This is a genomic window from Candidatus Limimorpha sp. (assembly GCF_056203535.1).
In genome coordinates this window covers 40,492-65,780 of the sequence record NZ_JBADWU010000102.1, presented here as the reverse complement: position 1 = coordinate 65,780, position 25,289 = coordinate 40,492, and the positions used below count along the sequence as shown (strand labels likewise).

Annotated in this window: 17 protein-coding genes; 8 read left to right on the top strand and 9 right to left on the bottom strand. The window is 43.3% G+C overall.

The annotated features are described in order from the left end of the window. Positions 1 to 17: 17 nt before the first annotated feature. The 5 genes from pnp (at position 18) to AC06MN_RS12135 (ending at position 9,111) form a co-directional block, all read left to right on the top strand. Positions 18 to 2,273, top strand: a complete 2,256-nt coding sequence (pnp, locus tag AC06MN_RS12155) for a polyribonucleotide nucleotidyltransferase (protein WP_475672653.1) — start codon at positions 18 to 20, stop codon at positions 2,271 to 2,273. Positions 2,274 to 2,363: 90 nt separating this feature from the next. Beyond that, complete coding sequence (locus AC06MN_RS12150) at positions 2,364 to 3,227, top strand: sigma-70 family RNA polymerase sigma factor (RefSeq protein ID WP_475672652.1); 864 nt, start codon at positions 2,364 to 2,366, stop codon at positions 3,225 to 3,227. Between the two features lie 250 nt (positions 3,228 to 3,477). Continuing rightward, positions 3,478 to 6,288 (top strand): AMP-binding protein, encoded by a 2,811-nt coding sequence (locus AC06MN_RS12145; RefSeq protein ID WP_475672651.1) that lies wholly within the window; start codon positions 3,478 to 3,480, stop codon positions 6,286 to 6,288. After that, on the top strand, positions 6,285 to 7,613 hold the full coding sequence (locus tag AC06MN_RS12140; RefSeq protein ID WP_475672650.1) for an acyl-CoA synthetase family protein: 1,329 nt from the start codon (positions 6,285 to 6,287) through the stop codon (positions 7,611 to 7,613). The genes AC06MN_RS12145 and AC06MN_RS12140 overlap by 4 nt, the downstream gene beginning before the upstream one ends. 382 nt (positions 7,614 to 7,995) lie before the next feature. After that, on the top strand, positions 7,996 to 9,111 hold the full coding sequence (locus AC06MN_RS12135; protein WP_475672649.1) for a glycosyltransferase: 1,116 nt from the start codon (positions 7,996 to 7,998) through the stop codon (positions 9,109 to 9,111). 407 nt (positions 9,112 to 9,518) lie between these two features. Here AC06MN_RS12135 and AC06MN_RS12130 read toward each other — a convergent pair whose 3' ends face one another. From AC06MN_RS12130 to AC06MN_RS12120, 3 genes are all read right to left on the bottom strand, one after another. Then, on the bottom strand, positions 9,519 to 10,808 hold the full coding sequence (locus AC06MN_RS12130) for an ATP-binding protein (protein WP_475672648.1): 1,290 nt from the start codon (positions 10,806 to 10,808) through the stop codon (positions 9,519 to 9,521). Between the two features lie 103 nt (positions 10,809 to 10,911). After that, positions 10,912 to 14,292, bottom strand: coding sequence for an AAA family ATPase (locus AC06MN_RS12125; RefSeq protein ID WP_475672647.1), 3,381 nt, complete (start codon positions 14,290 to 14,292; stop codon positions 10,912 to 10,914). Positions 14,293 to 14,307: 15 nt separating this feature from the next. Further along, positions 14,308 to 15,465: a metallophosphoesterase family protein gene (locus AC06MN_RS12120; RefSeq protein WP_475672646.1), complete on the bottom strand. Its 1,158-nt coding sequence runs from the start codon at positions 15,463 to 15,465 to the stop codon at positions 14,308 to 14,310. Positions 15,466 to 15,811: 346 nt separating this feature from the next. Between AC06MN_RS12120 and ychF the strand changes: the two genes are divergently transcribed. The 3 genes from ychF (at position 15,812) to idi (ending at position 17,970) form a co-directional block, all read left to right on the top strand. Next, on the top strand, positions 15,812 to 16,882 hold the full coding sequence (gene ychF, locus AC06MN_RS12115) for a redox-regulated ATPase YchF (RefSeq protein WP_475672645.1): 1,071 nt from the start codon (positions 15,812 to 15,814) through the stop codon (positions 16,880 to 16,882). A 97-nt stretch (positions 16,883 to 16,979) separates the two neighbouring features. Beyond that, the gene (locus AC06MN_RS12110; RefSeq protein ID WP_475672644.1) at positions 16,980 to 17,369 is read left to right on the top strand and encodes a GxxExxY protein; all 390 of its coding nucleotides are present in this window, start codon (positions 16,980 to 16,982) and stop codon (positions 17,367 to 17,369) included. Between the two features lie 94 nt (positions 17,370 to 17,463). Next, positions 17,464 to 17,970 carry an isopentenyl-diphosphate Delta-isomerase gene (idi, locus tag AC06MN_RS12105; protein WP_475672643.1) on the top strand — a complete coding sequence of 169 codons (507 nt, stop codon included), beginning with the start codon at positions 17,464 to 17,466 and terminating at the stop codon, positions 17,968 to 17,970. A 135-nt stretch (positions 17,971 to 18,105) separates the two neighbouring features. Here the strand turns inward: idi and AC06MN_RS12100 are convergent, their stop codons facing one another. From AC06MN_RS12100 to dndC, 6 genes are read right to left on the bottom strand one after another with little or no spacing between them, the layout of a single operon-like run. Continuing rightward, positions 18,106 to 18,234, bottom strand: a complete 129-nt coding sequence (locus tag AC06MN_RS12100) for a hypothetical protein (protein ID WP_475672642.1) — start codon at positions 18,232 to 18,234, stop codon at positions 18,106 to 18,108. A 25-nt stretch (positions 18,235 to 18,259) separates the two neighbouring features. Next, positions 18,260 to 19,225: a hypothetical protein gene (locus AC06MN_RS12095; protein ID WP_475672641.1), complete on the bottom strand. Its 966-nt coding sequence runs from the start codon at positions 19,223 to 19,225 to the stop codon at positions 18,260 to 18,262. Continuing rightward, positions 19,182 to 20,276 carry a hypothetical protein gene (locus AC06MN_RS12090; protein ID WP_475672640.1) on the bottom strand — a complete coding sequence of 365 codons (1,095 nt, stop codon included), beginning with the start codon at positions 20,274 to 20,276 and terminating at the stop codon, positions 19,182 to 19,184. The genes AC06MN_RS12095 and AC06MN_RS12090 overlap by 44 nt, the downstream gene beginning before the upstream one ends. Before the next feature lie 3 nt (positions 20,277 to 20,279). After that, a complete protein-coding gene (locus AC06MN_RS12085) occupies positions 20,280 to 21,854 on the bottom strand; it encodes a DndE family protein (protein ID WP_475672639.1) in 1,575 nt (524 codons plus the stop codon). Beyond that, positions 21,841 to 23,958 (bottom strand): DNA sulfur modification protein DndD, encoded by a 2,118-nt coding sequence (gene dndD, locus AC06MN_RS12080; protein ID WP_475672638.1) that lies wholly within the window; start codon positions 23,956 to 23,958, stop codon positions 21,841 to 21,843. Before dndD ends, AC06MN_RS12085 begins: the two co-directional genes overlap by 14 nt. After that, complete coding sequence (dndC, locus tag AC06MN_RS12075) at positions 23,948 to 25,282, bottom strand: DNA phosphorothioation system sulfurtransferase DndC (RefSeq protein ID WP_475672637.1); 1,335 nt, start codon at positions 25,280 to 25,282, stop codon at positions 23,948 to 23,950. The genes dndD and dndC overlap by 11 nt, the downstream gene beginning before the upstream one ends. Between the last annotated feature and the right edge of the window lie 7 nt (positions 25,283 to 25,289).

The following is a 25,289-nucleotide window of genomic DNA, read 5'->3' as shown; positions in this document are numbered from 1 at the left end:
TTAAAAAAAAGAAAACTATGGGTCCAGAAGGATTTACACAAATCATAAAGATGCCTAACGGTCAGGAAATCAGCATCAATACCGGCCGTTATGCAAAGCAAGCCGATGGAGCAGCCCTTTTGCGCTGCGGCGACATCGTGATGCTTGCCACCGTCTGCTCAGCTACTGAAGTCGCTCCAGAGACCGATTTCTTCCCGCTGTCAGTCGACTACAGAGAAAAATACTATGCAACAGGCAAATTCCCAGGCGGTTTCTTCAAGCGTGAAACCAAGCCGTCTGATTACGAAGTGCTGATTTCGCGTCTTATCGACCGCGCACTCCGTCCGTTGTTCCCCGATGACTATCATGCAGAGACCATCGTCCAGGTGACTTTGCTCTCAGGCAACAAGGAAGAAGCTCCAGACTGCCTTGCAGCTTTGGCAGCATCAGCCGCCATCACCGTTTCCGACATCCCGTTCCACGGCCCTATTTCGGAAGTCCGCGTGGCCATGATTGGCGACGAATACGTCATCAACCCGACATTTGCCCAGATGGAAGACGCTCGCCTCGAATTGATGGTTGCTGCTTCCATGAAGGACATCTGCATGGTGGAAGGCGAATGCAAGGAAGTGTCGGAAGCAGAAATGCTCGGTGCACTGAAAGCCGCTCACGAAGCCATCAAGATTCAATGCCAGGCTCAGATTGAACTGGCCGAAAGAGTCAACAAGGAAAAGAGAGTCTACTGCCACGAAGTCAACGACGAAGACCTCCGTGCCGACCTCACCGCTGCCTGCTACCAGCCATGCTACGACTTCGCTCTGACAGGCTGCGCCGACAAGCACAAACGTGAAGAGACCTTCAGCGGCATTCTCGAAGACTATCTCACCAAATACACGGAAGAAGAACTTGAAACCGTCAAGCCATTGGCCGCACGTTATTTCCACGATGTGGAACGTTCAGCAGTGCGCAATGCAGTTCTGAACGAACGTATCCGTCTCGATGGTCGTCAGACCAACGAAGTGCGCCCTATCTGGACGGAAGTCGACATCCTTCCAAAGGCCCACGGTTCAGCTGTTTTCACCCGCGGTGAAACACAGGCTTTGGTTACCGTAACCTTGGGCACCAAACTTGACGAACAGACCCTTGACGGTGCTGTCGTTGAAGGCACAAACAATTTCATCCTTCACTACAACTTCCCAGGATTTGCTACCGGCGAAGCCAAATCACAGCGTAGCACCAGCCGTCGTGAAATCGGTCACGGCAACTTGGCTGAACGCGCTCTGAAATCGATGGTTCCTCACGACGAAACCATGCCTTACACGGTGCGTGTGGTGAGCGACATCCTCGAATCAAACGGTTCGTCATCAATGGCTTCCGTTTGCGGCGGCTGCCTTGCATTGATGGATGCAGGTGTCCCGATGCGCAAGCCTGTTGCAGGCGTTGCCATGGGCATGATTTCAGACAGCGAGACTGGCAAATACGCCATCCTGACTGATATTCTGGGCGATGAAGACCACCTCGGTGACATGGACTTCAAGGTCACAGGTACAAAGGACGGCATCACCGCTTGCCAAATGGATATCAAGGTTGACGGTCTGTCATACCAAGTGTTGGCCGAAGCTCTTGAACAGGCTCGCCAAGGCCGTCTGCACATCCTCGGTGAAATGGCCAAGACCATCAGTGAACCTCGCAGCGACTATAAGGAATTCGTTCCACGCATCGAGACCATCTTCATTCCTAAGGAATTCATTGGCGCCGTTATCGGACCTGGTGGTAAAGTCATTCAGGAAATGCAGAAAGAGACCAACACCGTCATTTGCATCACGGAAGATGATCAGAAGGGCATCGTGGAAATCTCATCACAAAACAAGGAAGACATTGAAGCTGCCAAGGCCAAGATCAGAGGCATCGTTGCCGTTCCTGAAGTCGGCGAAATCTACGATGGTAAAGTCACTTCCATCATGGCATTCGGCGCTTTCGTTGAGATTTTGCCAGGCAAGGAAGCCCTGCTCCACATTTCGGAAATCGACTGGAAACGTTTCGAGACTATGGAAGAAACCGGTCTGAAAGAAGGTGATCCTATCCAGGTGAAACTCATCGGCATTGATGAAAAGTCAGGCAAATACCGTCTGTCAAGAAGAGCTTTGTTCCCAAAACCAGAAGGGTACGAAGAGAAAAAACCTGCTCCACGCGGCAACGGTAGCAACAACCATGGTAACGGTGGCAACCGTAACAACGGCAACCACGGACATGGCAATGGCAACAACGGCGGCAACCGCGGTCCGAGAAGATAAACGACAAGCAAGACCGAGCACAAGATTGGGCGAAAAGTCCGGTTTTGTGCTTTAACATAAACAACTATTATTAAGTTAAATCAAAACTAAATGAGGCAGTTAAAGATTACGAAGCAGGTTACCAACAGAGAGACCGCATCTCTCGACAAGTACCTGCAAGAGATTGGTAAAGTTGAGCTGATTTCGGCTGAAGAAGAAGTTGAACTCGCCCAACGTATCAAGCAAGGCGACAAGATTGCATTGGAAAAACTCACCAAGGCCAACCTTCGCTTTGTGGTCTCCGTAGCAAAACAGTATCAGAACCAAGGCCTCAGTCTTCCCGACTTAATCAACGAAGGCAACTTGGGACTGATAAAAGCCGCACAACGTTTCGACGAGACCAGAGGCTTCAAATTCATTTCCTACGCCGTGTGGTGGATCCGTCAATCCATCCTACAGGCTTTGGCCGAACAATCGCGTATTGTCCGTCTTCCTCTGAACAAAATCGGTTCCATCAACAAAATCAACAAAACTTACGCAAAGTTAGAACAAGAGTTTGAGCGTGAACCCAATGCAGAAGAAATCGCCGAAGTCCTCGACATTACGGAACAGGAAGTGAAAGAATCGATGAAAAACGCAGGCCGTCACATTTCGATGGATGCACCGCTCGTTCAGGATGAAGACAACACCATGTACGACGTGCTGAAAAGCGACGAGGCCCCGACACCGGAAACCGAACTTCTGTACGAGTCGTTACGCAAAGAGATTGACCGCGCTATCTCGACATTGACGCAAAAGGAACAGGACGTCATCAGGCTTTATTTCGGCCTGAACGGCAGCCACCCCATGACGCTTGAAGAGATCGGTGAAAAGTACGACCTGACCCGCGAACGTGTGCGTCAGATTAAGGAAAAAGCCATACGCAGGTTGAAACACACCAGCCGAAGCAAAATCCTCAAGAGTTACCTCGGTTAAAACACTTAAAAAAGCCTCTCGGATTCGGGAGGCTTTTTTAACGAATATACCACTTCATCCACCCATGGCGCCACACAAAAATCCGCTTCAAAATCATCGGGAAAGAGAAAAAATGTATCTTTGCAACGTCATTCATTTTGGATTTTGGCTAACGAGCTTCACGAAATCCAGAGAAACCGTGCAAAAATGCTACCTAAAATAGAAGTCCCCATAAGTATATTTACATCACTGCATCTGAGACCTAGCCGACATGCTGTTCAAGTTATCAAAACCCTTCGACAAGATTGCAATAAAAGATAGAGACTGCGAAATCTCTTACGGACTGCTATATGAAATATCGAACGCCCTGTCGCAGTGCATTCTAGCCTTACTAAAAGACAAGTTGAACGGAATTTCAGAAAACAACCGGATTTCGCTGATACTCCCCAGAAACAGGTATTATCCAATAGCCGTCACAGCTACATTGAAAGCTGGACTGGCGTTCAACCCAATCAGCCCGAACGATCCGGGCCGGAGGATTGCGGAGATATTGTCCGAAGTGAGACCGAGGGTCATCATCACGACCACAGATATCCTGGAGAACCGGAAAGAAGCGTTAAGTGACTGGAAATCATCGGTCATACTGATTGACAAATGGCTGGCGACAGCAGACGTCAGCCAGGAAGCGGCAAATACAGAAACAGAAAACGACGACCCCGGCAGGGAGGCGATGATCATTTTCACCTCGGGTTCCACAGGCAGGCCGAAAGGTGTTATCCACACATGGTGTAGCCTGATGGCGAATGCCAGATGCCGGCTCATGCCGGAAGATTGCAGTACAACTTACAAATCAGCGGAAGTATTGAATTTCAGTTTCCTGGCAGCGAACATCGATATTCTGTCATGCTTGCTTTCGGAGGGAGAGCTCCACATCATCGACACTTCTATGGCCAGTAATACGAATGCATTGACAAAATACCTTCACGAGAACAGCATAACACGAATTGTAACCACCTCTCAGATGGCAGACAGGATGCTTGAAAGCGGAAAGCCGGGCGCAAGAATCATCGCTTTCGGTGGAAGCAAGGTAGGATCCATCCCATCGATATTGCCGGAAGGCATCAGAATCGGAATCGGGTACGGCTCCACCGAATCCGGGTTCAACATCTGTCATTTCATCAGCGGTCCCGAAGACGACACAGACATCGGCAAACCATACGACGATGTCAATATATATCTGCTGGACAATGAATTGCACCCAGTCTCCACCGGAAGGATAGGTGAGATATGCATCAGTTCTCCACGGATTGCCAGTGGCTACCTGAACGACGACGCCCTCACCGCCGAACGTTTCATCGGCAACCCGTTCGAACCAGGGAGAAAACTCTTCCGAACAGGTGATTTGGCCCGGAAAACAGAAGACAGAGGCTTCAGAATTGTCGGAAGAACCGACAATATGATCAAACGTCACGGCTATAGAATCTACCCAGAAGAGATTGAGACTCAGGCCGAAATGCTGTCCGGAGTAACGATTGCGGCGTTAGTCCCCGAAAGATTTATGCTGTTCTACGAGGGAATGGCTGAGGAAGGTGATATCCGCACCAGCCTCGAAACCACGCTGCCGGCTTATATGCAACCGGAACAGATTGTGAAACTTGAAAAGATTCCTACTGTCGGATTCGGAAAAAAGGACCGAACAGCACTGCAAATGATGGCAGCAGCGTGGAATGGGACAGCAACACAAACCAAGACCACACGAGAAACAGACGGGAGCCTGAAGCAGAAGATTATCGATGCGATGAAAAAGATACTGAAAATCAACGACATGAAAGATGATGATGACTTCTTTGACCTCGGAGGCGACTCCATAGGAGTGATGCAGCTAATAACAATTCTCGAAGAGTCAGGTATCAGCGCGTCTGACATTTATCGTGGTCGCTCCGCACAAGTCATCGCGGCAAGCCTACAGTTACAATCTGCCGATGCAAAGACAGTGAGGACAGTCTGTCAAGCCGCAATGCCAACATCTCTGCCCCTCAATACATTCCAGAGATACGTACTCAATAAACATATACTCTACCCTGAAAGCACGATGTGGAACAATGTCGTGCTCCAGAAAATGGTTCCTGAAACCAACTTGGAACGTCTTCAGGACGCATTGGAGACCGTGATCAGAAATCATCCCCTGCTGAACTTCAGAATGTCCCAAATCACCAGATGTCTAGCACACCACCCCGAGCAGGAACCTCAGATCAGTATTTACAGAATCAACGGAACACTTCCGGAAGAGGCAGCAAAAACCCTCATCCATCCATTCCAAATATGGGACGCTCCTCTCTACCACATTCACATACTCGTAACTACGGACAGACTGTATCTGCTGCTGGATTTCCATCACATCATCTCTGACGGGATGTCTATCGCTCTTTTCTCAAAACAAGTCAAGATGGCTTACGACGGACAGGCACTGCCAACCGACAAATACCTCACATTCTCATCCAAGGCCACAGACTTCAAGCTTGCCCCGAACGAATCTGCCCCCCAGAAAATCAAGTCGCTGGAAATGGGTGTTTTCACGGTTCATACCAGTTGCATGAAGAAATGGCTGGAACTCACCGCCATTGCCGCCGGAGCGGCGGCAATAGCCCTGAAGAACGTCCGCAGCGAGATTTTCTGGATTTACCACGGAAGAAGTGAAGCGACCCTGATGAACGCTTTCGGCCCGCTCATCAAAAGAATAAGCATATCCGTGGACATGGGCACGGACCTTAACGCCACGAAGCATGACATACTTCGCCAGATGGAGGAGAGTATCATTTCTCGGAACTATCTGGCATACACGACCTCGGAACCTTGGTCCGTGGAGATAAACAATCTCAGCCTACCTGGGAACATCAATGATGACATGTTCGACATTCCAGGAATAAAACCCGAACCTGACATCATCGAAATAATGCTCATCCCAGCTGCCACAGGTACAAACATACGCATAGAGTATGACCGGAACCGCTTCGAATCAGCGGAGATGGAACGCTTCGTCAGTACTTTCATGGAGAACTTCAACCTGTTTTCAGCACTATGACAGAAGCCAATATCATACTAAAAAGATTTCTTCTATGGACCGATGATGCGCTGAAAGGCGGCCTTCTCCGTAAAGCTTATAAAACCATCCGTCGTCTCAACTTCACCGGTATTGACGAAAACACCCGCGGGAAAATGCTCAGCAACATCATTACATACGCAAAAACCCACACAACCTTCTATCAACAAGTGGACGGCACCTGCCTCAAGGACTTCCCAGTCATCAACAAAGCCATTGTCCGTCAGGACTACAGTGCTTTCCGCATCCCTGAAAGCGATATACCCGGGCAAAACGGGAAGCCCCTCAAGGTTCACTATACCAGCGGCTCCACCGGAATCCCGTTCAAGGTCTTCCAAGACCGCGTAAGCCACATCCGTAACATCGCGACACTGAAATACTACAACGACCTCATCGGTTTCCACTCCTGCGTCCCGATGATGAAGATATCGATACGCGAATCCCCTGACGAAACCAATGGCACATACATCTACGACAGGAAGAACAATATCTGGTATGCGAATCTGACGTCATTGAGCGAAGCGACACTGGAAGAACTAGTCGGGAAAATCAACTCCGAAGGCATCCGGTTCATCCGCTCGTACATGACCATCATCGACGACCTCACACGCTATGTCATTGACCATAAAGTCAGTCTTACGTCCTCGCCATGCTTCATTTCCATCGGGGAACTGCTATCCGAACCACTTCGGCATAGAATAGTCGATCAAATGCACCTTCACATCGTTTCCCAGTATGCAAACGAGGAGAACGGGGTAATCGGACAGGCCGATATCGATGGTCCGGGCGACCTCATTACACTGAATCTAGCGAACCATATCATCGAGGTGCTGAAACTTGACAGCGACGAACCTGCAACCGATGGAGAAGCGGGCCGTGTGGTGCTGACAGACCTCACGAACCATGCAATGCCTATGATACGTTACGACATCGGCGACCTGGCTACGGTCGAAGAATCCGCCCCTGACGGAACTCCGCTCAAGCTCCGTCTGCATCAGTGCCGCGTCTGCGACATCATACACCGTACCGACGGGACTCCAGGAACCATGACCATACCACCTGAGATCTGGTCGAAACCGGGACTGCGCCAACTGCAGTTCATACAGACCGGAGTGAAAAGCTACACCTTGAAAGTGAATACAGCAATGCCAGAAGCTTTCTCCAGTAACGACACAACCCTCTTCCGCGACATCCTGGGAGAGGATGCCGAAGTCGCCATCGACTTCACCGACGAAATTCCCGTCGTCTGCGCCGGGAAAAGAAAAATGATCATCCAAAAATGCCCTACCTATGTCAGACAGCCCTGAAATCTACGCCCTTGGAATCGGGCGTTTTACACCGGTGTGCATGGAACTTGCCGAAGCCTGCGGATACAGGATCGCCGGTCTGTACCACTATGACGACACCCGTATCGGAGAAACAGCTTATGGATTTAAGATTATCGGATCATTCGAAGACCTTTTCTCGGAGGATGATCTCTCCGGAATGAATTTCGTCCTCACGATGGGAAGCAACGACATCAGAGCCGAAGTCTACGGAAAGATATTGGCCAGGAAGGGCAATTGTCCGAATCTCATCCATCCGGACGCCATCATCTCACGTTTCGCGCAAATCTCCCCTCGAGGGGTTCAGATAGGACCGTTCACCTATATACAGTCAACGGCGACGGTCGGAGAGGACACCATCGTGATGTCGCATGTGAACATTTCCCACGATTCAGCAGTCGGGAAGCACTGTAGCATAGCAGGACAAAGCAGCGTTAGTGCCGACACCATCCTCGAAGATTATGTACTCTTCGGACTTGGGGCTAGGACCATTCCGGGAAGGAAGAACCACATCGGAGAGCATTCCATCATCGGTGCAGGCAGTCTCGTCACTGGCGAAATCCCCGCCCGCTCCGTCGTCAAAGGCACTCTCACGCAAGTCCTGAGACCAGAGCCTCTGGTGTCAGTCATCTGCACCACTTTCAACCACGAGAAATACGTCAGAGAATGTCTGGACAGCATTTTGGCACAGGAATGTAACTTCCCTTTCGAAATTCTGATACACGATGACGGCAGCCGTGACAACACTCCTCAAATCCTCAGCGAATACGAGAAGTCACATCCGGACATCATCAGAATCTTCTGCTCACACGAGAACCAAAGCAGCCTCGGACGCGACCCGTGGGTGGACATACTGTTCCCGAAGGCACACGGAAAATTCCTCGCAATCTGCGACGGGGATGATTACTGGACCGACACGAAAAAGCTTCAGAAACAGATAGACATCCTAAAATCTGACCATTCTCTTGCCGGCTGTGCCGCCAATATATCCATCGTTGACGCAGACGGGCAAGCACTCGAAGAGAGGCATTGCGTCGAAGGCGGCCGTTATACAATCAGGGACTTCTTCGCCAAAGGCGTGAGCTATCCCACATCGACAGTCGTACTCCGTAACAGTGGGATGTCGGACATCACCAGACTCACCCATATCATGAAGAACAAGTATATGGCCGACTGGCCGCTTTGGATTGCGGCGCATCTACAGGGAGATTTCCATTGCATCGGAGATGCACTGTCGGCATATCGCATGAGCCCCGACTCCCTCACCCACACTAATGCACGACAGCGCCGACTCGGCCTGGCCAAGGACAATTTCAGGCTGATCCGTCAAGTCCTTGGAATCCTCCCGGAAGAGTACGCAGACATTCGCGGAAAGCTCATGGACAAGTCCTGGATGTGGATGGAGCTGGCCAAGGCTTATAAGCATTGCGGAAAATATCTGCGATGCATCTACTGCCTGATCCGTTCAAAAATAGGATAATGCGCGTCATAATTTCAGGTTGGAATTTCGTTCACTTTTGCATTCCTCTACCACGTTTTCACCATAGACTGAGAATCTATGAGTCAGAACAATGTGCATTTATAGCAGAGTATCAGTAGATTTCAGGTCTTTATTGTGACTTTTAGTGCAAATGTTGGCTGGTCCCCTTTTATTGCGCCAAGCGTAAAAACAGCTTGTTTTTAGATTTCGGCACAGGATATGCAACCGAGTACAACGGAGTATACTTCAGCCTTTCAATTGGATATGCCATAAAAAGACTCGAAATTGACACAAAACTTTATTTTGACGGTTGCGCATCGGCAAGCATAGATTTCCGCTATCGTTTCAATTTCAAACGCTAAACGACAAAAAGCCTCCCGAAATGTTTCGGGAGGCTTTTTTGTGTTTTATGGCTTCAACGTTGCCAGCGGAATAATCTTAACACCGTCTTGCCTTGTGTAGGCCATCGGGCCACCTGTCAAGACCATCAGCAAATCGGGCTCGCGGATAGGCACTTGCTGCGGCTTCTGGTTGTGTTCGCGAATGAGGCGGCAGATTTCCAGTAGGTGCTGCGCGCCTTCGTCAATTTCACAGCTACCCAACTTACACTCTATCAAGGCGAACTTGCCATTATCCAAATGCAGCACCGCATCAGCTTCAAGGCCATAACGGTCGTGATAATACGACAAGCGACCACCTAAAGACTGCGAATAGACCCTTAAATCACGGAAACACATGGTCTCAAAAAGAAAACCAAAAGTCTTCAAATCCAAGTGAAGCATTTCGGGTGTCAAGCCCAATGCCGAAACCGCAATGGAAGGATCGGTAAATTCGCGTTTCACACTGCTACGGATTGAGGTTGCCGAGCGAATGGCAGGGCTCCAAGCCTCCATGTCTTCAATCACAAAAAGACGCTGAAAAACCGTCAGATAATCATCAAATGTCGGCATTGACAATGACTCGTTATTAGCCACAACATCAGCCAAAAGACTGGTTTTTTTTGCCAAAGTGGAGCTATTCCGTGCGTAGGCTTTCAATATGGCACGAGCCGTCGATTCGCTACGCGACACGCCATCAATGGAAGAAATGTCATTCTTGCACAAACTGTTGAAATAGTTTTTCGCGGTTTGCAGTTGAACAGATTTCTTCTGCGGTTTCAACGAAGCCGGCCAACCGCCACGGCAAGCGGCAAAAATCAAGTCCTCGACCTTCATGGGGGAAGTCACGCCGTCAATGTTTGCATTGACATCTTCAAAGAGGTTTGCCAATGAAATGGCACCATTCGACTCTCGCGATTCATACAGACTCATCGTGTACATTTTGAGCGAAGCAATTCGGCCTGTACCAGAATGCATGATTTGAGATTTGTCAACGCTGTTTGAACCAGTCAAAATGAACTGGCCCAAATCTTCGCGCCTATCAACAGCCACACGCACTGCATCCCACAAAACAGGAGCAACCTGCCATTCGTCAATCAAGCGAGGCGTAGCACCTTCCAAAAGCAACGACGGCTTTGTTGCTGCCGTTGCCAAATATGCCTCCCTCGTATCAGGATCCTGCAATTCCAAAACACTTGCCGCCTGCTGCCTTGCAGTCGTGGTTTTTCCACTCCATTTCAGGCCTTCAATAATCACCGCTCCAGAGGCTTCAAGAGCATCTCGGAGAACTTGGTCTGCAACACGAAAATAATAGTCCATTTTTAACACATTTGAAAAACGCCGCAAAAGTACTCATTTTATTTGAATTACAAAACATATTTTGTGTTTTTGGGGCATTTCACTTTGTGTTTTTGCGGTAAAATCAGCACAACAGCTTTATCTCACTGGTCGTATTATTAACCTTTTCAACTGAAATCTTGACAGGAATCCTTTCGCGCAAAGTCTCGACATGACTAATAATGCCAACACGCCGGTTTCCTATTTCGTGCAGACGGTTCAAGGTAGCCATCACATCTTCCAAAATGGAAGCATCCAAAGTGCCAAAGCCCTCATCGATAAAGAGGATGTCAGCAGAGAACGTGTTGTTATTCAACGAGGACAGGCCAAGAGCCAAAGCCAGCGAAACCACAAAACTTTCGCCACCCGAAAGCATGTCGGCAGGACGCTCCACATTGCCGTTATAGCGGTCACGCACCAAGATAGTTAAGGAATCAGGCGGACAATCCATCTCGTAGCGCTCAGAAAGCTGATTGAGATAAAAATTAGCCTTTTCCAATAACTCACCCAACACATAACTTTGCGCGATTTTACGGAATTTTGTGCCTTCCTTATCACCGAAAATCTTCGACAGACTTTCCCATTTATTTGATTCCGAAGCCAATGCTTCAACATTTTTCTGCAATTCAGCAAACTGCCGCTTGTTCTTTTGGTCGATATTTAAACGCTCGCTTACGCGGCCAATCTGTTCCATGACAGCAGAAACCGAAACATTCAAGGCTTCAATGGCATCTGCCAAAGATTCCAGATTCTCCCCTTCCGCAAAATCCGGTTGTTTTTGCAAATGTTTTTCAAAATCAGACCGAATTTGATTCATAGCACCTTTGAAAGTATTTAAAGTTCCTTCATGGTGCTTGACAACACTCTCTTTTTCATCAATTTGAGCATTCGTAACAGCTGCAAGCAATTTCAATTGCTCCGCGTCAATCTCAGGATGAGAAGCATAAAAATCATTCAAAATTGCTTGACATTTTTGCATTTCATCAGAAGCAGAATCCATTTTCGTCTTCAGTCGAGCCGATTCGGTTTGCAAACCCGTCCATGCTTCGTTCAGGTTTTTCACTTCAACAGCCGTTTTGTTCGATGTCCAATTCGGGAAAGACCTCATAATCAAGCCACACTGCTGACGAGATGCGTTTTGCGAAATGCGTTCACGCCCCAATTCGTTCTGCAAATCCTGACACTGTTTTTCACAATTTCTGTAAGTTTCAGCTTCTTTTTCCAAAACATCCAAAGTCGAGTTGACATCCTTTTGCCAATCAGGATAAATGATTTTTCCACTCACCTGCTTCATGGCTTCATTCGCCTTTGACGCATTTTGCTTGGCAAGACTATCGAATTTTTCAACATTTGCAGCTTCGGCATCCAGAAACTTTTGAGCCTTTGTCACACTTTCGATAGCTTTTTTCACATTTCCATTCAAATCAGCCAATTCCCGATTTAAGCCATCAATCCGTTTTTGCAAGACATTTGTCTGCCTGATTTGGGTGTCTTTCAGGCTTTTTCCCGTTTCCAACTGATTTTTCAGTTCATCCATCTTTTGCGAGACTTGTTCGTCAGAAGCATCCAAATTCAGTTTCTTGCAAGCTGTTTGGGCATTTTCCGAGACCTCTGCCACTGATTTTTCCGCAGAATCCCTTTCCTTATTTGCATCTGCCAACAGTTTTTGATTAGCGTTGATTACAGCAAGCAGCTTATTAAACTTCTCATTCAGAACATCATACTCGTTTCTTTTGGTTTCCATCGACTGCTGAATAGGCTTCAAAGCCTGCTCAAAAGCCTCGTCATGTTCGACCGACTCCACGATTTGACCACACACAGGACATTTGTCGCCAGCATGAAGTTTGGCACGCATGGCTTTTGCGGCCTTATCTACACTATCTTTCAATTGCTCATACAAAGCCTCCGCCTCGGTTTTCGCTTTTAATGCCAAATCAATTTGAGGTTTCAAGGCCTCCTTTTGTTTTTCCGAATCAGAAATAACCTGCTGAATTTCAGCACACTTCACTATTGCTTTCTGTAAGGTTTCCGTTACATTCCGAGCCGTATTCAATTTTGTCTTTGCCTCAGCAATAGCGCCCAACATATCGTTGATTTCCGACAAATCATCCATCAGCCTTTGACGGTCAAGGGCATCAAGTTCGGCTTGTTTTTCCTCGATTTCACTCTGTTTATCAGCTGCTTTTTTTTCGGCCTCGGATTGAGTCTTCTCAGCAGCTTTCAATGAACTTTCAAGATTTGGGAGCTTGCCTTTACACGCCAAAGCCTTATTTGCATTTTCCTTTTCAAATCTCTTTTCCCTTAAATACGATTTCAAAACCTCAGCAATCGACTGACTTTCAGTAAACATTGCTTTTTTGTCCTCCTGTTGTTTCAGCCAATCCAAAAGATTTTGCAATTCAGCATTTTTCCGATTTATCATTTCTTCGCGGAAATGCTCGCCGGAAACCAATTCAGCAAAACGTAACGACAAATCCGATTCATTGCGTTGATTTTCATCTATTTGTTTCGCAATTTCGCCTAAATTCAGCAAAGCCACACGCGCATCAGCTGCATTTCGCCAACGCGCAATCAAAGCCTTTGCCTCGGCATCAGCATCGGCCAAAGCCTGTGCTTTTTCAACATTTTCCTTAGTCGATGCAACAGCTTTTTCCAAATCCTGCTTTCTGTCCATCCATTCCTTTTTCGACTTGGCAATTTTCAATTCACTGTCTTTCAAATCTTTCTGTTTAGTCAAATCGAGCAAATTTTCGTTGCAAGCCGCAATTTCTTCATCAGAAAGCAAGGAAACGCCCTCCATTTTGGCTTTTTCAAACTTATAAGCGTCATCCTTTTCCTTATAAACAGCATAAATCTGCCTGCCAATTTCGGAGTAAATCCCAGTACCCGTGAGTTTTTCCAAAATGCCCGTTTTTTCGGCATCCGAACTCTTCAGGAATTTTGTAAATTCACCTTGAGCCAACATGGTCGTCCGGCAGAACTGGTCGAAATCCAATCCTGTAACTTTCAACACTATAGCATCGATTTCCTCTTTTTTAACAAAGATTTTACCATCAGTTTCAAGCGACCAATTGACAGGCTTAAGATTGTTGGTCCGCGTATAGCCAAACGACAAGCAAGCCTTATATTCTTTGGCATCATTACCCTCGAAAGTCAGAAAGACAGAACCTTCAGAAGCGCCTCGACGCAGATACTGACGCGGGTCATCCACCTTAATGACCTGCTTTTCGTCATTCTTGATAATAGTCAGTGAATCATCAATATACGCTTCACTTTTAGACTGCTCCATGCGAGGCGTTTTCTTGTATAAAGCCAAACAAATGGCATCCAAAATGGTGGATTTTCCTGCTCCCGTTTCGCCACAAATCAGGAAAAGCGGCTCGTTGGCCAATGTCGGATTTTCAAAATCGATGGTGGCATCGGCAATAGATGCGATGTTATGGATTACTAAAGTCTTGAATTTCATAATTTTATTGTTTTATTATTGTCTTTTCATTTCATTCAAACTCTCGATGGCTTCAGCCAGCATTTTTTCTTTTTCCTGATCCATTTCGGTGCCAAACCGACTCTTGAAATAGATTTTGGCTAATTCCAACGGATTGATTTCCTTCATTTTATCGACATCAATTCTTCTTCTCTCGCCTTGCGCAAAAGAATGTTCACGTTCCAACTTGACATAACAGAACTTCAAATGCGGGAATTCGCTCATCACAGACTGAATCTGAACCAAGTTGTTGCCAGGCATTTCGCCTTTAACCATAAGCCGCACATAACCAGGCTCTTTCGGAGCATTGTCTTTCAAATATCGAATCACTTCATCGAAAGGTTTAGACTCGAAAGGAATACTGTACAAGTGCATTTTCTGGTTGATACGGCACTCATTTACAACAGGTTCCGCGCCGTGGGAAGCTATCTCGACAAGCGAAATCGTATGCGGGAAAGCCTCATCGAAACTGACATGAATTGCGCTCCCGCTGTAACGCGCTTTTGCATTGGCAAGCGTTTGCGGACGGTGAATGTGACCCAAGGCCAAATAATCATAACCATCGCCAAGATTTTTCAAATCTTCCGACTCGAATCCGCCGACCAAGCGCGACACATCGTGCCCCTGAAAATCACAACCGCTGACTGCCATGTGAGCCATCATTACGACGGGAAGATTATTCACATTACGTTCATTTACAACATCTTGAAGTTTAATAAAAACATCATTGAATTTGCTGTTGACAAAAGGAACGGCTATAATGAAGCCTTTGCCCTTAATTTCGATAATGTGACGTTCCAAATCATAATCATCGTCAATTCGCCCAACACCACCGATGACGGTCACATTTGCCAAACGCCAGACTTCGTCAGTAGATTCAAGCCGCGAGCAGCTATCGTGGTTTCCCGCCGTGACAATAATTGCCATCGATGGACAACATTCGTGAATCCTGACCATATTGCGCGTGTAGAGTTTCATGCTCGCGTTGGAAGGCGTTGCCGTGTGATAGATGTCGCCACTCACAAGCAAAGCGTCAGGTTGTTCATTTTCAACGAGTTCGCAAAGTTGGTCAAAGAAAAATTCGTGTTCTTCGGCACGGTCGTAATGATAGAAATCCTGTCCGAGATGCCAATCAGATGTGTGGATGATTCTCATATTTTTTTATTTAGGTTTTGCAAAAATAACGATTTAGTGAGAATTAAAAAATAACCTGTAACGATAATAGTTGTTTTTTTCGCTTCGCTGAACGCAAATTATCATAAATGAATCATAAATTAGTAAAAGCTGTAATTAGATGTATATCAGTTAATTCACATTAATTTTTTGAATAATTTGTGGCGATTTGCGTTTAACAAGAAAAACAATTGCTAACGTCGAAATGTGTTACAACTTATTTTTTAAGCGTTACTTATTCAGATTATACCACCTGATTGTTGGAATTGCAAGGACGAAAGAATACTTTTTTTTACTAATTTTGCAACAATTATAAATATCAAATATCATGGCATTAAATTGTGGAATCATTGGTTTGTCGAGCACTGGCAAGACTACCATATTCAATTGCATATCAAACACTAAGGCGGAAATCGGTTTTGCATCGAAGTCAAACATCGGCATGTGCGAAGTCGTTGACGACCGTCTGAAACTGATTGACAACATCTCACATTCAAAGCGTATCGTCCCTGCAACAGTCGAAATCGTCGATTTGCCAGGCTTGAGCAAAGGCGGCCAAGGCGTGGGCAACAAACTGCTGGCCGAAGTGCAGACCATGGATGCCCTCATCCACGTTTTGCGTTGCTTCGACGACCCGAACATTCCGCACAGCGAAGGCAGCATCGACCCCGTCCGCGACATGGAACTCGTTGACCTTGAACTGCAAGTGCGCGACCTCGACCTCGTCACCCGCAAACTGCAACGTGTGGAAAAACTGCTGAAAAACGGTGAAAAAGACAACAAGAAAGCCTTTGAAGTGCTGACGGTTTACAAGGAAGTGCTTGAAAACATGGGCAATGCACGCGATGCCAAAGTCGCCGAAGAAGACAAGAAATATGTGCAGGACATCCAACTGCTGACTGCGAAGCCAATCATTTACGTCTGCAACGTCGATGATGCTTCGGCAACAACCGGCAACAAGTATTCCGATGCCGTAAAGGCCGCCTTGAAAGAAGGTCAGGACATGCTAATCATCGCCGGCAAACTGGAAGCCGAAATCGCCGAACTCGATGCCGACGACCGCGCCCTCTTCATGGAAGACGCTGGATTGACAGAACCCGGCGTAAACAAACTGGTCCGCACTGCCTATCACACTCTTAACCTTCATTCTTTCTTCACCACCGGTCCCGACGAGACCCGCGCCTGGACCATTCATGTGGGCGACACCGCTCCTATCGCCGCCGGCGCCATTCACTCCGACCTGCAACGTGGATTCATCCGTGCCGAAGTCATGAGCACCGAAGACTTCCTGCAATACAAATCGGAAGCCGCCGTTAAGGAAGCCGGCAAGTTCCGCGTTGAGGGAAAGACTTACGTCGTGCAGGATGGGGATATTCTGAATATTAGATTTAATGTATAAAAATTAAAAACTACAGATTTTACAGATTAAACAGATTTTGTCAGCCCAAATGATTTGATGCGCAAGCGCATTAATTTATACAAATTTTTGGTTCGAAATGCAGGAACAGACTTTTATATATTCAAAAGAAACCTATGCCATCAACGGCGCAGCCATGGAGGTGCATTCAACCCTTGGCCCTGGATTTTTGGAGTCTGTCTATCAAGAAGCGTTGGAAATTGAATTGACGAAGCGAAATATTCCTTTTGTGTCGCAGCAAAAACTACAAATTCAATATAAAGGAATCCAACTTCATCAGTATTTTATTGCAGATTTGGTTTGCTACGGCAAAATTATTGTAGAATTAAAAGCGGTTTCGTCTATTCTTCCGGAACATCAAGCTCAAATAATCAATTACCTGCATGCGACGAATCTAAAGATGGGAATACTTTTCAATTTCGGAGAAGAGAGCCTGTACTTTAAAAGATTTCCCAATTATTTACATTAAGGCCGCAATCTGTAACAATTTCAGCGAAGCTGACCAAAATTCTATCTGTACAAATCTGTAAAATCTGTAGTTTCATTCAAAAAACAGCAAAAACATGGAACAAGTAATCCTCGTTGACGAACAAGACCAGCAAATCGGGCTAATGGAGAAAATGCAGGCGCACATCACGCCGCACCTTCACCGCGCCTTTTCCATTTTCATTTTCAACAGCAACGGCGAACTGCTCTTGCAGCAACGCGCTTTCTCAAAGTACCACTCCCCCGGCCTTTGGACCAACACCTGTTGCAGCCATCCACGCGAAAACGAGACGATTGAAGAAGCCACAAGCAGACGGCTGATGGAAGAGATGGGCATGAAATGCGACATGAAAGAAGCCTACACATTTATCTATCAGGCACCTGTGGGGCAAGGCCTCACCGAATACGAACTCGACCATGTCGTCATCGGACACAGCGACGACACACCTATTATCAATAAGGAAGAAGTCGCGTCATGGAAACACATGAACCTTACCGACCTTGAAAACGACATCCGGCTGCATCCGGAACGTTACACCGAATGGTTCAAAATCACTTTCCAGGATTTGTTGAAACATATTTGATGACTGAAACCGCAAATTGACATATTTTGGTCAGATTGGCCTTATCGGCACACCTCATCCAACAGAAACGAGCTGCCAAACCGACAAAAGGCCCATCTACATCAAGCCAACCTTGGAGTGGGAACTCGGATAGTATCAATCCAATGGTTCAGGTTCGTCTTCAACAATATTCTCCCCGACCGAGGCATCGAAGGCCAGGAAAACTTCCAGGAATGCCGTTTCGCGGAAGAAATAATTGGGGTCGTCGATAAGCTTGTCTTCCATGAAATGGAAACCCCAGAAAAATGAATTAATTATTTATGCACCTCTCCACCAAACTTTTCGATAACAAACTATTATATATATTATTTCCTTGTAACAATGTAACAATGCGTTTCCTTTCAAATACCAAATAATCATTTTCTATTTCATTTTCATAAAATTTACCGACAATGACATTAATTAAAGAGTACGGAATAAACAACGTATGCAGTGGTTTCGTTCTATAAAATTTGAAATAGTTTTCAAATCTCCTTGTGTCATGTTGTTTTGGGCTATATTGCTTCCCACAGGCGCATTGGCCTAAAAACACCACCTTATTTTGACAATTATCTTCAAAAGGCAACCATCCAATAACATCAAGTCCTCTTTCTTGATGATTTCTATCTCCGATTTGATCTACTTCATAATCGTCTATATCAATCCCAACATCTTCTGAAAGTTTTTTGATTTTTTCTTTTGCACTGCCTTTATATTCAGTGTTTTTTCCAAACTGTTTAACAATCGCATTGGGAAGATATGCTTTTAATGTCTCAAATGAAAGGGTTTCAAAATCTGTTGTTAAATCAGAGTTAAACGAATCGAATATGCTGAGTTGCGAAGCTGTTAATAAAAGCACATAGTATTTCTCATTTTCAGAAATATTCTCTTTCAGTAACAAAGTATTGTCTTTTTTTTCAAAAGGATAGGAATTAACATATAAAGAAATCCTCTCGTCAATTCTTGAGAATACTTCTTTCAAAAAAGCCTCGTCTTTATCTCTTATTTCTGCATCTGTTTTTTCATCTGGCTCTCCAAAAAATTGATCTTGAATATCTCCATAAGAAACACCATCTTTTCCAGAAAAAAGTGCCAACAACTCTACGAAATCCGCATAATAATCTAGTTGATGACGTGGATAATCAGGCTTTCCAATCTCCTTCAACCGTTTAATTGCATCTGTATATTTTTCATCAAAACTCATCCCCATTTTCTTCTCTTTTTGTTTTGAAATCATTGATTTTCTTTGCAATCATTCGGATTCCCTTTAAATCTTCATACAAATCATCATAAAACATCTTGACCTTATTCGATAATCTGTCAGCTTGTTCAAGGGCTTCATAAGCATCTTTGATTTTTTTCTCAAATTGATTGTCAAGATCATTAGTGAGCTCATATGCTTGTTGAATATTCAATCCATTTCTAAACGCAGACAAAGCATCAGCGTTCCCTACAACTTCATTTAACAGCCTCATACCCTCACTATCACCTATCACACGAGATACTCCCTCTGTCTTTTTGAACCACCAAGTGACAATTTCTTTCAAATGCTCATCATTTATATGTTGTGTCGGATTCTCAGAATCAAAATCGACATTCAAAAAAACTCTAATATTTTCTTTTTGCAATCCATCAGAAAAATAATTCAAAAAGAAAGATTCATCCGACAAACCATCAATATTATAAAACTTTTCGTCCTCAATTTTTAGGAATAACAGGTAACTAACTAGAAGCTTTTTTACGTATGGGGATTTGCTGCCTATTATTCTTGCAATTTCGACACATGCATTTTGAAAAGACAAATCACGAAATTGTTCACTTTCTCTAATTTCGGATAAATACCGAGCTTTTTCCAGCATTCTCCATGATTTCTTTCCTGTAATATGAACAAAACCGAGATACTTTTGGATGTCTCTCCTTTCGCTAAAAACTAAACATGGTATTTCGTGAGGATGATATTTTGCCTTATCATAAATCTCCTTTGTTGCCACTTTTTTAACTGTAGTGAGTTCTGGATTATTTAACAACAATACTGCTGTTAAACGCCTATTGCCTTCAACGACGATATACTTACCTTCATTTGCCGAATCAGGAATAACCAGCAGCATCTCACCAGCGAAGAAGTCGTTTTCTCCGATGGCTTCCATTAGTTCCAAAGTGGCGGCTTCCAAGAGCAAAAACTCTATTACAGTGTTTTCATCAGTTCCTTGTTTTGATTTTGGAAGACGAGGATTAAATAAATCCAACTCCAGATTGCTAATGCCTATTTTTTCTATTCTTTGCTCCATCTTTTAGTCTTTATAAAATTGTTTGATTTCAAACAATTCACCTTTTGTGAACTCTTTGATGTTTGATATGGCTTGCCCTTTTTTTATTTTTTCAAGACTACGATATGCCTTGTTTCCATCAGAATCGCTTAAACCCAAAAACTTGTTTATGGCTTTAGTGTTGTTTTTATCCTTGACATCAAGCATAAAGGACATTTCGCACATTGAAGAAAAATCAAATGAAGATTGGTTATATTCTTCAACACCTTGAGAAAGCAGAACGACAGAGACCCCTTTAGAGCGTATTTCTCTAAGAATTTTTTCTAGTATATCGTGATACTTTTTTTCTTTGAAGATAACATGCGCTTCATCTATTAAAAGTACATATCGCATCGCTCTACATCCATTTTCCACTACTGTGTTTTCCATATTCATAAATATATTATACAAGTAGTTTACTATCAAAAACAGCGATGTGAATCTTACTGAAGCAGATAAATCACCTGATAGCGATAAGTAAATATTTTGGTTGATGAATTTGTTGGCATTTATTTCTGATGAAAATATATTGTATCTTGACAAGTCATCAATTATTTCCGTCAGAGAATCCCTTTTATCGCCAACATTTTCGAGTAATTTTTCATTGATTTCAACAAAATTAGGATATTCACCTGGTTTCTTTTCTTCAAAACACTCCTTAATTGCCGAACGAAGACATCCCTTCTGCTTTTGTCCTAAATTTGAATATTTGCAAATTATATCCGTGAACTTGTCTATTCCCATTGATTTATTTGTATCATTAATACAATCAATGAACGATAGCGGATTAATCGGGAATGGATTGTTGGGAATGTCGATGAATGTAGTGTGTGTTCGCTCAAAAAATGAGCTCATTTGTTTGACGTCGTCATCTTTTAATCCTTTAAAGTCAAGGTAAATGAAATTGACAAGGTGATTCGATAATTCACTTATTTCTCTTAATAAATAAAGTGCGAATTGAGTTTTACCAGTTCCCGAGTTTCCAGCAATAGCAATGTGATTATTGTTGTACAGTTCGGTATTGTTGAAGCCTAAGACTATTTCTTCATTTGTATGCAAATTGTTACCGACTGATATTCTAATAGGTTCGTTAAATGTGGATTTTTCAACATTTTGGCTTATGTTTTTGACGGAGCTGAAAGCCGACGTTCCCTCCAAGTGTGCAATTCCTTTTTCCAAACTTTCTATTAAGAAATCAATAATCGTATAATTATTGTTATTGCTGAACAATTTGTCCATCAGTTCAAGTCCGTGGTCAATATGCAACTTTACATATTTTGGAATATTGTCATCAGTTTTATATATTCCGTAATGCTGGCAAATGAGAGAAATATATAAGTCTCTGTATCTGGGATCAAAAAGAATATGTTCTTTGTATTCCTTGCCTTTTGAATCGTAATTGTTGAATTCCGATGAGGAGAATTTTTTCCCACTCTGTAAAGAATATCCTAAAGCGATTCGTGCTATCACATTTTCACTTGTCCCTGTTGGAAGCTTTGCTGTTAATCGCCGTACAACTTCTTTATTTTGTTCCGATGTTTTTATATTAATTTGCTGCATATAACTTGTTATATTCTTGAATTAAATCACTCGGCTCTATTTCAATAAATTGAGATTGATAATTATTAACGTTGTGGATTATATATGTCTTGCAAACATTTGGTTTTAATAATCCATACTCAAGTTCTGTTAACTCTTTATGGATTAATGGAAAAACAACCACTTGTTTAGACACATTGGGATAATACTCTTTGATGACGTTTTCTGCATGCTCCTTGTCAAATTTTTGCATTGGGCTGTCAATAAACACAGGGAATTCAATGTCTGATTCATCAACCAACGATTTCAATAAGGCAGAAGCGTACATCTGGCTTTCTCCTTTTGACAAGCTGCTCTTGTCTATTTTATGACCGTTCCCGTCCAAAAGATTTATATCCACATCATTACCTTCTTGATTAATATCAACAACAACTTTTTTTATGAAACCCTTCTTATGCATCAAAGCATTCAATTCATTTAGAATATTCTCTGATAACTTTTCTTTGGTTTCATTTCTATATTTGTTTATGAAATCTTTCAAAACGGCAACAATCTCAGCCGTCTTTTTATCTTTAGCAGTATAACTTCTTGTTTCGTCTAGCTTTTTCCTTAAGTTTTCCTGTTTCTTTTTTGCGGCAGTAATTTCTTCGTTGACATGCCTAATTTCCGATTCCAAGCTGCCGATTTCTTTGTCGATAGTTGTTATTCTTTCATCTAAATCAAATTTCTTTCGTCTCAAATTCGCAGTATATTCATCATCAGCATCTTTTTCAGCTTTTTTAATGTTTCGGCGAATTTTATCTATTTCAGTTCGAGCTCTTTGATAAGCTCCTGTGATTTTGTTAAAGTCGTTACTAAAACTACCTTTTAAGTTGTTAATTAAAGTTCCTGTTTCATTTATTTGTGTATCAGTAAATTCATGTAAAGTCTGGAAATCAGATGGCAAATCAGGGACTTCGGAATAAAAGTATTTTTTCACCAACTTCCGTATCTGTTGTTCATAAAATTCACGAGCTTGAGCGGGAATTACACCATCTATTTTTTTCTTTTCAAGTTCAATTTCATCTAAAATTGAATTCGTTTTTTCTTCTACATCATCTTGCTTGAACTTGTTATCAATATATGTTTTTTCAATCCGAACTTGATTATATACTTCGTTTAATATTTCGCCTGAAAGTCCGAATGGAATTAAATCGAATAGCTCCTTCAACTTAGATTGTAAAGCTAAAATTTCATTTTCCTGTTCTTGCTCATCTTTCTTTAGTTGGGCAAGCTGTTCAGGAGTAATAACGCTCCCATCTTGAATTAAACGAATCTGTATTTCATTAGATTCGCCTTTCTTCTCTACCTTTTCATTGTGTAATCTGTGGATAGTTGATGTTTTATTCTCGATTTCAATCTGTTTGTTCTTTATATCTGTCTCAATTTGGTTGAACTCTTTTTGCTCCTCTTTTGTCGCTGATTTTTTTCGGTAGTCATCTTGCAAAATTTCGAGTTGTTCTTTTAAGTCCTCGTATTTTTTTATACCTAGAACTTCAGTGTAGGCTTTACTTAATAATTTCCGTTGCTCCGGTGAATTGTTTTCTGCAATAGATACAATTTTCTCTGCGTCAAAGAAGAAAAACTTAGCCACCTCTATCGGTAATATGAAATCACGTATAAAGATCTCTTCGCCATCTTGCTTACCTTCAGTTGTCAATTCTCTAATCAATTCATTAGGATAGCCGTCAATAAGGACTTCAACTTTATCATTACTTGTAAAGTCGTCGTATGTTCTTGTAATACGCACTTCATTACAAGTAATTTCCGGTATCTTTACATCTTGAAACACTATAGAAACTGAAAATTTTGAGTGTCCTTCTATTCGGGCTTGATTATTCAGCGTTTTAGTTATGTATTTGGTATAACCGCCACTTTCATCAATAACTTTTTTGTACATCTCGTCAACATTTTCCATTTGACGTCCGTACAAACACCACACGAGAGACATTAAAAATGTTGTTTTTCCAAAACCATTTTTACCACTAATAATAATCACGTTCTTATCGCCATTTGGCAATAGATTTATCGTGTTTGTCCCTTTGTACAGCCGAAAATTATTCAGTGTTATCTCCTTAATCAGCATCGTTTTCTTTATTTAAATAGTTTTCGATACGAGTTTCAATGTCTGTTTTAAGCCCCCGTTTACGATTCAACAGTGACTTGCTTTTCTGAAGAGTCAGTAACTCTTGTATCAAATCATAATTATCCTGATTGTCCTTGCAAGATTCTTTCAACAAGTCAACTTCCTTTTGAATTTTATCATTACTTTCTTTCATGTCGAAATTGCTTTTATATGTCTTATGATAAACCTCCGATACTTTATAGTCAAAAATAAAGTCGCGATACCAGATTGTTTGGATTGCAATAAGTTCCTGATTTGTTATAAGTTGTACATTCGGATGATTTTGCTGTATTTCTTTTTGTGTTTCTAATAATTTTTCCAACATTAAAGCCCTAAATGAAGGAGTATAGCACCCCATATCATTAATGGCTTTTGTTCCATTTCTTCTAGTGTTCATTCGATTGCTTATGTTGTTTCGCTCAAAAACAATCCAATCTCTGTATATCAGCAAAGGTTTTAACCACTCGAAACCATTGCTAATTAGAGCAGCCATAGATTTATCCTCTTTTACGACTGTGCAAAGCCAGCAGCCGAACCGGCTTTGGCCACAAGACACGTGTGTTGTGTCCGTAACGACCTCTGGGCATTCATAATCATCAGCAGATGCATTAGCGTAAATCTTAAATAATTGATGATTGTCTGCACCCCATGGAGAAGCCATTGTGTTAATAACATACCATACTTGTTCCAGCGACAAATATCTTATGGGTGCATACATCCATGTATTAGGCTGAATAGGATGTTTGGTTAGCCGTTTTCCTTTTATCGAATGGCTTTTCATCGTTTTAGCTCGATTAGCACTTTCTGAGTAACGAGTGCCTATAAGAATAATTGCCTCACCAAAAGCATCAACCTGTTCCGTAATAAAACGAGCAGTTGGCTTTATTTTTAATCGTTCCGTACACCAGCGAAATGCATTGTTTGGCGCAGGATAACCTTTCCCTATCATATTCACCCATAAAGAATCCTCTAGCCGAGGAATCGTTCTAACCACATGGATTGGCATGTCTTGTTCTACGGCGGCTTGTTCAATCATATCGAGGATTCCGCAGAGATACTCAACGATAATTGGATTTTCAATCATTGTATCATTGCTTACAACATAGACATCCCGACCAACAAAGCCATGAAAATGCTTCGCCTTTTCCAAAGCTTTCCAAATTAATTGAAGCATGACTGTCGAGTCTTTCCCTCCACTAAAACCAATAATCCATGGACGTTTGGAAGAATCTGCAAACATATATTGGTCAAGTATTTCGTCTATGATGTTTTGTACAAAATCCATGATTTTT